Origin of the sequence: Achromobacter sp. SD115 (assembly GCF_017355315.1) — a bacterium.
GTDB classification, from domain to species: Bacteria; Pseudomonadota; Gammaproteobacteria; order Burkholderiales; family Burkholderiaceae_B; genus Achromobacter; species Achromobacter xylosoxidans_B.
Genome location: NZ_JADIJM010000001.1, coordinates 210,021 through 222,598, shown reverse-complemented (window position 1 = coordinate 222,598; position 12,578 = coordinate 210,021). Strand labels below are relative to the sequence as shown.

The window sequence follows — 12,578 nt, the reverse complement described above, 5'->3', positions numbered from 1 at the left end:
TCAAAACGAAAGCCGTCGCACAAATCGTTACGGCGAAAAGATAGGCCGAAGTTTAGGCGTCCAGCCTGCGGGCTGGTATCCCTGAATCTTGGTATTTGGGGGGTAAAAGCGCAGGGTCCGAAGCACGACGAGCTGCTGTGAAGGCGCGGGTTCGCGCTGCGACAGCCTCGAACGCGGCAGGGACATCCGGCGTCTGCCAGACCGTCCCCGCCGCGCGTTCCCGTCAGGGCGTCGCCGGCCTGATGTTCTGGTTATGCCGGAACAGATTGTGCGGGTCGTAGCGGGTCTTCACCTGGACCAGCCGGTCGAAGTTCGGCCCGTAGGCGGCGCCCAGACGTTCGGGCTCATCCTGCGTCAGGAAGTTCACGTACACCCCCTCCTGCGCATAGGGCTCGGTGGTGCGGAACAGCGTCCGGGCCCACGCGACGCAGCGCTCGTCCTCTTCCGGGAAGTCCCAGCGTCCGTGCACGTTCATGGCGAATTGCGCCGAGCGGTGCGGATAGGCCGTGGCGGACACCGGCACCCCACCGGCCACGCCGCCGATGTAGCCCAGGAAGATCTCGCATTGCGGCGACGGCAGGTTTTCCACCGCCGCGACGATGGCGTCGATCAGCCCGTCCTCCAGGCCGCCCAGATTGTGCGACTTCCAGTAGTTGCGGGCTCCGGGCGTCAGCAAGGGATCGAAGGCCTTTTGCCAGGCGGTATACGGCATGGGTCCCAGATGTTCGCCATAAGGCTTGCCCAGCTTGCGCACGACCTCGACGGCAGCAGGTCCCTTGGCCGGATCGCCCGAATAGCACACGGCGAAGGCGACCATGGGCTTGCCATGCACCGCTTGCGGCAGGAAGGGCAGCGGGGGCGCCAGCCGCAGCACGGCCCAAACCGTCAGTTCCATGGGCATGGCAGCCAGCGCGTCGCGGTACTTCGACAGCGCTTCCTTGCCCTGTTCCAGCGGCAGCACCACCAGGCCGCCATAAACCTCGGGGCCAACGGGATGCAGCTGGAATTCGAACATGGTGACCACGCCGAAATTGCCGCCGCCGCCCCGGATCGCCCAGAACAGGTCCGGGTTGTCCTGTTCGCTGGCGTGCAGCAGTTTGCCGTCCGCGGTGACGACGTCGGCCGAGAGCAGGTTGTCGATGCTCATGCCGAACCTGCGGGTCAGCCAGCCGAAGCCGCCGCCCAGCGTCAGCCCGGCCACGCCAGTGGTGGAATTGACGCCCAGCGGCGTCGCCAGGCCAAAAGCCTGGGCCTCATGGTCGAAATCGGCCAGGGTGGCGCCGGGCTCGACATAGGCCCGGGCGCGCAGGGGATCGACGCGCACCGACTTCATCAGCGACAAGTCGATCATCATGCCGTCGTCGCACACGGCGGTGCCTGCGATGTTGTGGCCGCCGCCGCGCACGGACAGGACCAGACCGTTGTCGCGCGCGAAATCCACGGCGCGTCGCACGTCGGCCGCGCCCGCGCAGCGGAAGATCACCGCCGGCCGGCGGTCGATCATCGCATTCCATATTTTTCGGGCGTCTTCGTAGCCGGCGTCTCCCGGGCTCAAGACCTGGCCTCGGGCAGAGGCTTTCAGATCGTCCAGGGCGCTATCGGAAAGTTTGCTCATCACACACCTCCTTGAAGGTGCAGCTTCGTGAACAACCTCTGAAACAGGGGCCTGCGGAGCAGGCCCTGGCCGCCTATGGATTCGGGCGCGGCATGGGATACGCCTCCTGCGTGAGGGGGCCATGACCCGGGGAGGGGCGGCGCGCCGCGCCGGGAGCCGGTCGGCCTGCTCCCATTTTGCGCGCCGTGGCGTGCGTATCTGGAGAGCTTACTCCTCGCTGGTCCATTCCACCTGCACGCCGAGGCTGCGCAGGTTCTCGACGAAGCGCGGATGGGCGCGGCGGATCGGCGTGGCGTTGCGGATCTCCGAACGACCGTCGATGCTGCTGGCGATCATGAAGAGCGCGATGGCGACGCGGATGATGTAGGGGCTTTCAACCACCGCGGGCGTCAACGGCCGGCCGCCGAAGGTGATCAATCGGTGCGGATCCGACGAGAACACGTGCGCGCCGAACTTGGACAGTTCGCCGGTCCAGCCCAGCGCGCCGTCGTAGACCTTGTTCCAGAACATGGCGTTGCCCTCGGCGCACACGCCCAGCGCGATGAAGATGGGCAGCAGGTCCACCGGGAAATAGGGCCACGGCGCCGCCTCGACCTTGGTCAGCACATTGCTGGTGAAAGGCGTCTGCACTTTCAGCGGCCCGGAACGCAGCGCGCGCGACCAGCCGTTCTCGTGCACGATCTGCACCCCGAACTTGGCGAAGGTGCGGTCGATCAGGGGGAAGTTTTCCGGCGTGCTGTTGCGCACCACCACGTCGCCGCCCGTGATCGCGCCCAGCGCGAGAAAGGTGGTGATTTCGTGGAAGTCTTCCTCGAAGGTGAATTCGCCGCCGCCCAGGCGGGCGCCGCCGCGCACCGTCAGGCGCGACGTGCCGATGCCGTCGATGTCCGCGCCCATCATCGCCATGAAGCGGCAGAACTCCTGCACGTGCGGCTCGGAGGCTGCATTCGTCAGGGTCGATTCGCCTTGAGCGGCGGCCGCGCACAGCACGAAGTTCTCGGTGGTCGTCACCGAGGCGTAGTCCAGCCAATGATGGGTCGGCTTCAAGGGGCCGCTGCTGCGCACCAGCAGCGAGCCGCTGGCGCGTTCCACCTCGCCGCCGAAGGAGCGGAAGATGTCCACGTGCGGATCGATCTCGCGCACGCCCAAGGTGCAGCCCTTGACGTTGTCTTCCAGCCGCGCCACGCCAAAGCGCGCCAGCAGCGGCGGCACCAGCATGATGGACGAGCGCATTTCCTCGGGCAGCCGGTGGCTGGCGGCATCGAAGGCAGTGTCGCGGTGGTGCAGGTCCAGGGTGCGGGTGGACTCGTCCAGCCGCACGTCGCTGCCCAGGGTGCGGAAGATGTCCAGGATCTTGCGCACGTCCGTGATGTCGGGCACGCCGTGCAGCCGCAGCGGCTGGTCGGTCAGCAAGGTGGCGCACAGCACCGGCAGCACCGCGTTCTTGTTGGCCGAAGGGATGACGCGGCCGCGCAAAGGGGTGCCGCCGTGGACGATGAGGTTGGACATGGAGCGAATAGGGCGAGAAGAAAGAGGAAGTGCGGAGCCAGTTGGGCTCCCGGTAATTTCACACTGTAAGGGGGCGCGGCGCCGGTGTCATGCCGGCCTGGCGGCGCCGGGGCCGGGATTCCTGCGGATCAGGACCCAGCCGCCTATGGTCAGCGCCAGGCCAGTCACCAGATAAGGCAGGCCGAAAATCAGTGCCCAGAAAAACAGCGCCGTATAGGCGTCGTTGGCGGCCTGCTTGCCGCCGGTGGCCGGATTGAAGATGCCGGGTTCCATGCCGAGCAGGCCGGCCAGCAGGGTCAGCAGGAGGATCAGGCCAAGCACCGCGCAGCCCCAGCCGAGCAGGCGGCGGAAATTGGGAATGCGCACGAGCGCCGCGACGAGCGCCACACCGGTCAGCAGCGACACGACGCTGGTCGCGATCAGCATCCGGTCCAGCGCTGCCGCATAGGCAAGCCCCGTCGCGTCCGCCAGTCCGAACATGCGCAGCATGACCGGACCGAGGACGCCATGACTGGCCCAGGCGACGAGCGCGCCGAATGCGATGCTGGCGAGCCACTTGGTCAGGGCAGAGGGCATGCGGGAGTCCTGTTCATAATGCGGTGCAGCGAGAATACTGCGGATTGCGACTGACGATTGAGACGGGCGGTAACCGCCGTCCGGGCGGAGCTACCGCGCCTGGGCCCGGCGTCGCATTCTTTCCTGATGCAGCAGCCTGACCTGCTCGGCGAATTCCGGCACCGGCCCCTCCACCGCAAGGCCATCGACGACCTCGGCGATGGCCAGCGGGCGCACCTTCGATGTCGGGGCGACGCCCCATTCCTGCAGCCATTGCCGGTACTGGGTGGACGAGCAGGCATAGACGATCCTGCCCAGACCCACCCATCCATGCGCCGAGGCGCACATGGAACAGTGTTCGCCGGAGGTATAGACGGTGCAGGCGGCGCGCTCGGCGGCAGGCACATTATTGGCGGCCCAGCGGGCAATCGCGAATTCCGGATGGCGCGTGCGGTCGCCGCTGGACGCATGGTTATGGTCTTCGAACAGGACCTCGCCGCTGGGCGACACGAGTACCGAGCCGAAGGGCTCGTCGCCCGCATCCAGCGCCTGTTTCGCCAGCTCGACGCATCGCGCCAAGTGTTGCTTGTCCGTTTCGGTGATCATGCGAGCCTCCTCGTATATGCCGCGTGGCGGGGGCCGGCGGGTTGTGGATGGGGAGGCCGCCGGCATGCAGCCGCAAGCATAGCCTTCTTGCCGCTCGGCTTAGTAATACACGTCCACGTAGTCGGTCAGCCCGCCGCAGGCTTCCATCTGCTGCAGGCGCCAGTACTTGCGCTTGCCGGTGGCGCGGAACTCGAATTCGCCGTTGCGTTCGCAGCGCCGGCCCTTGTCCGGCGCGTCCAGGATCAGGATCGTGCCGCGGAAGACGAAGCGGTCGCTGGCGATCGAGACGATATCGCCCTTGATCTTCAGCGTGCCCTCGTGGTTGGCCTGCGTGCCCTCGATGCGGACCAGGTCGTTTTCATCCGTCGCGGTCAACTTGCCGCGCTGCGCGGACCAGAGCCACTGCAGCGTGATGCCGCTGTTGTTCATCAGGCGCTCGTAGGCGGCCTGGTTCTGGATGTCGGTCTTCTGCGCCGAACCCGAGGGGGCGCCCGCGGCAGGGGCCGCGGCGGGCGCCGCAGCGGGAGCGCCTTGATGCGCCTTGATCGGAGGCACCGCCATGACCGGCGTGGCTGCCGCAAAGGCCAGGCCTGCCGCCAGCAGCAGGCTGGACATCCGCTTTTTTCCCTGGGCGATGGGGCTGTCGCTCTCGAGGTTCTTGTGCATGGTTCTCGTCAAATAGGGGTAGGAGGGCGCGGCTGCCCGGCTTGGCCAGCCTGACGGGGACACCGCCGCGGGTGGGCCTGGGCCGAGGGTCGGCGGGCGCATAAATTAGCACGGCCATCGGACCCCGATAATTGCTGTTGTTTGAGCTTGTGTATCCATTCGTTATTTAAATTGCCAATGGATACGGCGCACCGCCGTGCCAGTCCATGCCGTCCCGCCGCCCGCCCGCTCACCGCTTGGCGTCGGCTGCGCTCTGCGCCCGGAACGCGGCTTCGCCCGCATCCGAGATCTCGACCCATTTCTTGTCAGGCGGCGCGTCTGCCACATAGCTGTCGTGCCAGTTCCACCACTTGTAGGTCGGCGTCTGCGGATAGCCCTCGGGCGAATCCTCCCAGACTTCCTGCCGGCCCAGCGGCGTGATGTCCAGATAGTTCCAGGTGCCGCCCATCTGCTCGTCGCCGCGGTTGTTGAGAAAGTAGGTGCGGAAGATGCGGTCGCCGTCGCGGTAGAACACATTGGTGCCATGCCACTCGTCCACGCCGAAGTCGCCATCGAAGCTGTCGGTCAGCGTGTACCAGGGCATCTTCCAGTCCATCTGCGCCTTCAGCCGCGCGATGTCTGCCTGCGGCGCCCGGGACGCGAAGACCAGCGTGGTGTCGCGGGCGTTCAGATGCGCCAGATGGGCGACCTGGTCGGCCACCATGGAGCAGCCGCGGCAGGCATGTTCAGGCCAGCCGTACACGCCCGGCTCGAAGAAGGCGCGGTAGACGATCAATTGGCGGCGGCCATCGAACAGGTCGGACAGAGTGAGAGTGCCGGATGGCCCCTCGAACGCATAGGTCTTGGCCACTGCGGTCCAGGGCATGCGCCGGCGTTCGGCGGCCAGGGCGTCGCGGGCGCGGGTCTGCGCCTTTTCCTTTACCAGCAGTTGCTGGCGGGCGGCTTCCCATTCCTGGGGCGAGACGACCGGGGGCATGCGCATGCGGGTGTCTTTGGTGGTTGCGGTCATGGTGTCGATACCTCCTTATCGCGGGCCGGCGCCCTGGCGCAAAGGTTTGCGCGCAGCCTGGCTGCTCGGCGGCCTGGAAACAGTCTGGCATCGCCGGGCGGGAAGGGGGGAGTAACAAATCCGGCGCAATTCCGCCGGCGGCCCGGCTCAGAAGCTCACCGCCAGGCCCACCGAGAAGCCGGACACATTGGTGCCGAACACATAACGGCCCACCAGCCGGGTGCGGGTGATGATCACGTCATAAGCGCTGGAATCCAGCTCCAGGCCAGCGCCCACGGAGGTCAGCCGGTCGAATCCCAGGATGCCGCGTTGGTCGCCCAGGAACTCCGAGTGCGTCAGCTCCAGCACATAGCGCAGCGGCCGCTGCAGCATCACGAATCCCGTGGGGGCGCGGTAGCGCGCCCACAGATTGGCCGATTGCGCCGTGGCATGCCCCTCGACGGCCGCCGAGCTGCTGAAGCTTTGCAGGCGCATGTCGGAATAGCGCAGCTCCACATCGACTTCATAGCCGGGGCGGTAATGCTCGTAGTCCAGCATCAGCGAACCGCCCAGGCCATAGGCGTTGAGCGAACCCCGGTCCAGGAAGCTGATGTCCTTGCCTGTTTGACGCCCCACGTACCAACTGGCCGCTCGCAGGTCGCTGGTGACGTTGCCCAGCGCGAAATTGAAGATGGGCCGCAGCTTCAGTTCGTCGGTCAGCTTGAAGTCCCAGCCTATGCCGCCGGTGGCGGAAAAACTGTTCCATTTGGTGGGGATGGATCGAGATTCCGCTCCCTGCGTGGCGATGAAAGTTGGGTCGTAGCGGCTCGCGGCGAGCACGCCTTCCAGATAGATGGGTACCGATTTGGATATGGTGTCGCCGCCGCCCAGCTGCGTCATGGCGAATTCGGTGGACCCCGAGACCGATCCGCTGCCCCCGCCTATGTTCAGGGAACTGGTCGTGATGTCGGGCACGATGGAGAACGACATGATGGCGAGTACCCCGTTGGCGCGTTTCTGCAGGTCGTCCTGGCTCAGGCGCAAGCCCTGTTGGGCCATGGCCGGCGGCGTGGCCCCGCAGGCCAGCAGGGCAAGCAGCCAACCTGTGCGTCGTTTGGCCATCTTCACGGGCATGGGCATGTCATCTCCGGAGTGAACGCGAGCCAGTCTTGCGGCGCCGGGAAATCTATTGGGCGGCGGGCGGGTCGACCATGGCTTGGCGCTGCGCAGCCAGGAGCGCGTCGCTCTGGTCGATCCGGATGGTTCCTATCCGCGGGAACTCGAAATCCACGATGATGTAGATCGCTGCTGTCATGACCACGGCATAAACCAGCTGGTGCAGCATGCTGTCGCGTTGCGTGACAGCCAGCTTTGATCCGATCAGGCAGGCGCACACCAGGGCCAGAAAGACCAGGAAGGCGTAGGTCGCTATGGGCGGATGGACCTTCTGCGCCACGGTCTGCGCGCTGGATACGTCGAACATGTCGTTGACAGCGCCTATGTACGACGTCGCAAACGGCGGCACGGCATTGCGCGCGGCGCTCATGGACGTGGTCCAGATTTCCTTTTGCAGCGTCCCGACCCGCGCCGCGATGGCATCGCGTTGGTCCAGGTCGGGAACGTGGCGGTAGTAGTCGATGCGCGCATCTACGTAGCGCCGGAACTGGTCGCGCAGCTTCGGCTGGTCCTGGGCATTGAGCATATCGATGCGCAGCCAGGCCGTGCCGATGGAGTTGACCTCCAGGACAAGCAGATTGCGGCGCTCGGCCATGCGCTGGGCCGCCCCCGAAAACGTGAAGGCCACCAACAGGCCCAGCAGCGCGAACACGGAGGCCTCGATGGCCGCGGCGCCGGCGCTCTTGTCGTCGGCGCCATGGCCCAGGCGCTTGCCGATGCGCATCGCGACCAACAGCAGTACGAAGAACAGGACCGCAAGACCCGCCAGCAGTAGGGAGTAGTTCATATGGTCACCAGGTGTTCAGTTACGGTTGGTCGGGTAGGGCGGCGCAGCCGGGGCCTTGTCGTGCCACAGCGTGACGCGATTGCGCCCCGTCTGCTTGGACTCGTACAGGGCCTCGTCCGCCCGCTGTATCACTTCGGAAGCAGAATCGCCGTCTTGCGGCCAGAGCGCGATGCCGATGGACACCGTGACGCGGCCCACGCCATCAGGCATGAGGCGCCGGGCCACGGCCGCGCGCAGACGCTCGGCAACCTCGCCCGCCAGGGAGGCCGCGCCGGTGGGCAAGAGCGCAATGAATTCTTCCCCGCCCACCCTGAAAGCCCGATCCTGGTCGCGCAGGCCGGCGCGGATCACCTCGGCCAGCGCGATCAGCACCTTGTCGCCCGTCATGTGGCCGAAGGCGTCGTTGATACGCTTGAAGTGGTCCAGGTCCATGGCGATGACCGCGACGGGCGTGCCGTTCGCGGCGTAAGCGTCCAGCACTTCGGTCATGGCCCGGCGGTTCAGCAGTCCGGTCATCGGATCCGTCAGCGCCTGGGTGTTCAGACGGCCCACTTCGTCCTGATGCTGGTCCAGCGTCAGTTGGACCGCGTCGCGCAAGGTGTCGGCCTCGGCGTACCAGGCATTGAGCCGCCCGAGGTCCACGCCTGCGGATTTCCCCGCAGTCATGGCGCGGGTCAAACGCGATAGCGGCGATGCAATGGCATAGGCCAGCCCGCATACCAGCAGCAGTGTCAACACAATGGCGGGAATCGCGGCGCGCAAAGCGTCGCCGAGCAATTCGCGCAGCGGCGACAGCACCTGATCCAGCGAGCGTTGCGCCACCACCGCCCAATTGCCTTTGGCCAAGGGTGCGTAGCCGGTCAATACCGCGCCGCCTTTCGCATTCGAGAGCAGGGCGGCGCCGTCCCGTCGGGCGGGTTCCATGCTGGCCAGATCGAATACCCCGGCGCCTGCTTGCTTGCGGTACAACACCGCGCCGGTGCCGCTGACCAGGAACACGGACATGCCGGCGATATCGTCGCGTTCGCCGATGATCCGGTCCATGCCGCTGCCGGCGTCCAGCTTGATGACGATGGCCAGATGGGCCAGCGGCGCGCCAGCGGGGCCTGCCACGGGTTCGGCCACGGTAAGCACTGCAGCCTGCGTACTGGATAGCGTCGTCACCCAGGCGCTCGGGCCGGAGGGACCCACGCCCAGATCGGCAAGGCTCAGGATCTTCGCATCGGCGAGCTGGCCGCTGGGCGAGCGGGCAACGATGCGGCCGGCGGTGTCGGCCAGCATGACCGCGTGCAGCGAGTCGATCTGGCCGGCCAGGCGCCGCAGTTCATTCTGCAGCGCTTGCGGCTTGTCCATCGAAGCGGGGAGTTGGCTTGCGGCATTGCGCGCCTGGCGGTGCAGCGCGGCAATGTAGACGTCGATGACCTCGGCCAGCTTTTGGGCGCGCGCGTGGTTGGCGGCCAAGGCATTCCCGATGATCTGCGCCTTTTGTACCTGGTAGCTGGAGTACATGGCGGTGGAAAAACCGACGGCAACGCTCAGCACGGCCAGTGCGACCAGAACCGCGTGCAATCCAAGCTTGCGCCTGCCTGTGGGGTTTGCCCTGGGGCTCATCGAGACTCCATGCAGTATTCCATGCGTAGGGGGGTATCGACCGCGTCTAGTTTGACAAAGATAAATGGCGCGGGCGCTGCCCGCAATGCGAAACGTGATTAATTGCAATCCGCGATTGATTTAAGGGAAAAAATGTGTAGGCTTTGTTCGTTAAAGCCAACACAGCGCCGCGTGATGCCGTTCACGCCTGTAATTCCTGTTACTGCCGCCGCTTCGGCCGTCACGCCCTGCCGCTTTTTTGCACGTGTGATCTTGCCTTTTGCATTCGCCTGACTTCGTTGTTTGCCGGACCGCCATTTCGGGCGGTTTGTCCTCTACCCGTCTGGAGAAAGTGACTATGCAGCTGCTTCACCGCGCGACGCTCTTCCATATCCAACAGGACCGGGCACCCAGGCGCCGCGTTGCGGCGCCCTCTGTATTGACCGCGCTGGCTATCGCGCTGGCGGCGCCGGCCTGGTCGGCCGAAGGACCCAAACCCGCCGAAGCGTCCACCAAGGCCGCCAACGCCGCCTTGTTGAAGGAACTGCCGTTCGCCGACAAGACAGCCTTCGAATTGGCGCACAAAGGCTTCATCGCCCCGCTGCCGGCCGGCATGATCAAAGGCGCCGAGGGCAACCCGGTATGGGACTCGGACAAATACGGCTTCATCAAGGAAGGGTCGGATGCACCCGACACCGTCAATCCCAGTCTTTGGCGGCAAGCCCAGCTGATCAATATTTCAGGCCTGTTTCAAGTCGCCGACGGGATCTACCAGGTGCGCAATCTGGACCTGTCGAACATGACCATCGTCGAGGGCAAGGAAGGCCTGACGATCATGGATCCGTTGATCTCCACCGAAACGGCCAAGGCCGCACTGGACCTCTACTATCAGCATCGCCCCAAGAAGCCCGTCGTGGCCGTGATCTACACCCACAGCCACGTGGACCACTATGGCGGCGTGCGCGGCGTGGTGGACGAGGCCGACGTGAAGGCGGGCAAGGTCAAGATCTATGCCCCGCTAGGATTCCTGGAGCATGCCGTGGCCGAAAACGTGATGGCCGGCACCGCCATGAGCCGCCGCGCCAGCTACATGTACGGCAACCTGCTGCCGCCCAGCGCGACCGGCCAGGTGGGCGCGGGCCTGGGCACGACGACCTCGGCGGGCACGGTCACCCTGATTCCGCCCACCGACATTATCGAGAAGACCGGCGAAAAGCGCACCATCGACGGTCTGACTTACGAGTTCCTGTACGCGCCCGGCAGCGAAGCGCCGGCCGAGATGCTGTACTACATCCGGGAAAAGAAGGCGCTCAACACCGCGGAGGACTCCACCCACACGCTGCACAATACCTACTCCCTGCGCGGCGCCAAGATCCGCGATCCGCTGGCCTGGTCGAAGTATTTGAACGAAGCCCTGAACTTGTGGGGCGACGACGTCGAAGTGATGTACGCCATGCATCACTGGCCGGTCTGGAACAACAAGGACGTGCGCGAACAGCTGAGCCTGCAGCGCGACATGTACCGCTACATCAACGACGAGACCTTGCGCCTGGCCAACATGGGCTACAACAAGGAAGAGATCGCCGAACAGGTCAAGCTGCCCAAGTCCATCGCCACCAAGTTCTCGAACCGGGGCTATTACGGTTCGGTCAATCACAACGTCCGCGCGACCTACGTGCTTTACCTGGGCTGGTTCAATGGCAATCCCGCCACCTTGCACACCCTGCCCATCGAAGAGGGCGCCAAGCGCTACGTCGACATGATGGGTGGCGTGGACGCGGTGGTGAAGAAGGCGCGTGAGTACTATGCCAAGGGCGACTACCGTTGGGTGGCCGAGGTCGTCAACTATGCAGTGTTCGCGGATCCGAAGAACCAGGAGGCGCGCAGCCTGCAGGCCGACGCGCTGGAACAGCTGGGCTATCAGGCCGAAAGCGGCCCGTGGCGCAACTTCTACCTGACCGGCGCCAAGGAGCTGCGCGAAGGCGTGCAAAAGCTGCCAGTGCCGGACACGGCCAGCCCGGATACCGTGCGCGCCATGACGCTGGACATGCTGTTCGACTACTTCGCGGTGCGCCTGAACCGGGAAAAGACCGAGGGCAAGCATGTGGTGCTGAACGTGGATTTCACCGACACCAAGCAGCAGTACATGCTGGAAATGGCCAACAGCGTGCTGAACCATTCCGAAGGCAAGCAGGCCAAGGAGCCCAGCGCCAGCGTGTCGCTGACCCGCGATACGCTCAACAACATCATGCTGAAGCAGACCACGCTGAAGGATGCGATGGCCAAGGGGGATGTGAAAGTCACGGGCGATCAGGCCAAGCTGGCGGAAGTCTTCGGCGCGCTGGATGACTTCCCGTTCTGGTTCAATATCGTGACGCCGTAGGGCTGAAAGCGAGAGGCCGATCCTGGCCTCTCGCCGCATGCGTCGAAGCTCCACGCAGCCGCTGCGTGCGCGGGACTATCGGCAGGAGGATAAATATGGCTAGCAAAAACACCATTTGTCTGTGGTACGACCGGGACGCGCTCGAAGCCGCGCAGTTCTATGCCCGGACCTTTCCAGACAGTGCCGTAGGCAAAGTCTTGCGCGCCCCGGGAGACTATCCCTCCGGCAAACAAGGCGATGTGCTGACGGTGGAGTTCACCGTGGCGGGGATTCCTTGCGTGGGCCTGAACGGCGGCCCGGCCTTCAAGCACAGCGAGGCCTTTTCCTTCCAGATTGCGACCGAAGACCAGGCTGAAACCGACCGTCTCTGGAACGCCATCATCGGCAACGGCGGTCAGGCCAGCGATTGCGGCTGGTGCAGGGACAAGTGGGGCCTGTCCTGGCAGATCACGCCGCGCATGCTGATAGAAGCGATCTCGGACCCCGATGCCGCCGTCGCCAAGCGCGCCTTCGACGCGATGATGACGATGGGCAAGATCGACATCGCGACCATCGAGGCAGCGCAGCGGGGCTAGGAGGGCGGACTCATCCCTTTGGCTGATTCCGGCGGGAACGGCGCGATCTATCATGAAGGCGCCGCGCGCGGACCGGCCATCAGCAAGGCCTGTTCCCAGGTTTGGCGGCGTTTGCCGTATCTTCCTCG

General features: G+C 65.2%; 11 protein-coding genes. 2 read left to right on the top strand and 9 right to left on the bottom strand.

Translation table 11 applies throughout. The features are described from left to right. Positions 1-223: 223 nt before the first annotated feature. From IPU70_RS00945 to IPU70_RS00905, 9 genes are all read right to left on the bottom strand, one after another. Entirely contained in the window at positions 224-1,615 is a 1,392-nt protein-coding gene (locus IPU70_RS00945; protein ID WP_207464241.1) for an FAD-binding oxidoreductase, read from the bottom strand. Positions 1,616-1,822: 207 nt separating this feature from the next. After that, on the bottom strand, positions 1,823-3,124 hold the full coding sequence (locus tag IPU70_RS00940) for a UDP-N-acetylglucosamine 1-carboxyvinyltransferase (RefSeq protein ID WP_013394461.1): 1,302 nt from the start codon (positions 3,122-3,124) through the stop codon (positions 1,823-1,825). 87 nt (positions 3,125-3,211) lie between these two features. After that, positions 3,212-3,700, bottom strand: a complete 489-nt coding sequence (locus IPU70_RS00935) for a hypothetical protein (RefSeq protein ID WP_207464240.1) — start codon at positions 3,698-3,700, stop codon at positions 3,212-3,214. A 90-nt stretch (positions 3,701-3,790) separates the two neighbouring features. Beyond that, the gene (locus IPU70_RS00930; RefSeq protein ID WP_207464239.1) at positions 3,791-4,285 is read right to left on the bottom strand and encodes a nucleoside deaminase; all 495 of its coding nucleotides are present in this window, start codon (positions 4,283-4,285) and stop codon (positions 3,791-3,793) included. A 99-nt stretch (positions 4,286-4,384) separates the two neighbouring features. Beyond that, the gene (locus IPU70_RS00925) at positions 4,385-4,951 is read right to left on the bottom strand and encodes a hypothetical protein (RefSeq protein ID WP_207464238.1); all 567 of its coding nucleotides are present in this window, start codon (positions 4,949-4,951) and stop codon (positions 4,385-4,387) included. Between the two features lie 229 nt (positions 4,952-5,180). After that, positions 5,181-5,960, bottom strand: a complete 780-nt coding sequence (locus tag IPU70_RS00920; protein WP_207464237.1) for a DUF899 domain-containing protein — start codon at positions 5,958-5,960, stop codon at positions 5,181-5,183. Positions 5,961-6,107: 147 nt separating this feature from the next. Further along, positions 6,108-7,079, bottom strand: coding sequence for a hypothetical protein (locus tag IPU70_RS00915; protein WP_242702245.1), 972 nt, complete (start codon positions 7,077-7,079; stop codon positions 6,108-6,110). Positions 7,080-7,125: 46 nt separating this feature from the next. After that, positions 7,126-7,902, bottom strand: a complete 777-nt coding sequence (locus IPU70_RS00910; RefSeq protein ID WP_207464236.1) for a hypothetical protein — start codon at positions 7,900-7,902, stop codon at positions 7,126-7,128. 15 nt (positions 7,903-7,917) lie between these two features. After that, the gene (locus tag IPU70_RS00905) at positions 7,918-9,513 is read right to left on the bottom strand and encodes a diguanylate cyclase (RefSeq protein ID WP_207464235.1); all 1,596 of its coding nucleotides are present in this window, start codon (positions 9,511-9,513) and stop codon (positions 7,918-7,920) included. A gap of 337 nt (positions 9,514-9,850) precedes the next feature. On the opposite strand from IPU70_RS00905, the gene IPU70_RS00900 reads away from it, so the two are divergent. Both IPU70_RS00900 and IPU70_RS00895 read left to right on the top strand, forming a co-directional pair. Beyond that, positions 9,851-11,875, top strand: a complete 2,025-nt coding sequence (locus IPU70_RS00900; RefSeq protein ID WP_242702244.1) for an alkyl/aryl-sulfatase — start codon at positions 9,851-9,853, stop codon at positions 11,873-11,875. Positions 11,876-11,970: 95 nt separating this feature from the next. Continuing rightward, complete coding sequence (locus tag IPU70_RS00895; RefSeq protein WP_013394452.1) at positions 11,971-12,450, top strand: VOC family protein; 480 nt, start codon at positions 11,971-11,973, stop codon at positions 12,448-12,450. The last annotated feature ends 128 nt before the right edge of the window (positions 12,451-12,578 follow it).

Excerpts from the sequence above, each read along its gene's own strand:
- IPU70_RS00935 (WP_207464240.1), bottom strand. The coding sequence starts at position 3,700 with ATGCCCTCTGCCCTGACCAAGTGGCTCGCCAGCATCGCATTCGGCGCG.
- IPU70_RS00915 (WP_242702245.1), bottom strand. The coding sequence starts at position 7,079 with ATGCCCATGCCCGTGAAGATGGCCAAACGACGCACAGGTTGGCTGCTT.
- IPU70_RS00905 (WP_207464235.1), bottom strand. The coding sequence starts at position 9,513 with ATGAGCCCCAGGGCAAACCCCACAGGCAGGCGCAAGCTTGGATTGCAC.
- IPU70_RS00910 (WP_207464236.1), bottom strand. The coding sequence starts at position 7,902 with ATGAACTACTCCCTACTGCTGGCGGGTCTTGCGGTCCTGTTCTTCGTA.
- IPU70_RS00940 (WP_013394461.1), bottom strand. The coding sequence starts at position 3,124 with ATGTCCAACCTCATCGTCCACGGCGGCACCCCTTTGCGCGGCCGCGTC.
- IPU70_RS00930 (WP_207464239.1), bottom strand. The coding sequence starts at position 4,285 with ATGATCACCGAAACGGACAAGCAACACTTGGCGCGATGCGTCGAGCTG.
- IPU70_RS00900 (WP_242702244.1), top strand. The coding sequence starts at position 9,851 with ATGCAGCTGCTTCACCGCGCGACGCTCTTCCATATCCAACAGGACCGG.
- IPU70_RS00945 (WP_207464241.1), bottom strand. The coding sequence starts at position 1,615 with ATGAGCAAACTTTCCGATAGCGCCCTGGACGATCTGAAAGCCTCTGCC.
- IPU70_RS00895 (WP_013394452.1), top strand. The coding sequence starts at position 11,971 with ATGGCTAGCAAAAACACCATTTGTCTGTGGTACGACCGGGACGCGCTC.
- IPU70_RS00925 (WP_207464238.1), bottom strand. The coding sequence starts at position 4,951 with ATGCACAAGAACCTCGAGAGCGACAGCCCCATCGCCCAGGGAAAAAAG.
- IPU70_RS00920 (WP_207464237.1), bottom strand. The coding sequence starts at position 5,960 with ATGACCGCAACCACCAAAGACACCCGCATGCGCATGCCCCCGGTCGTC.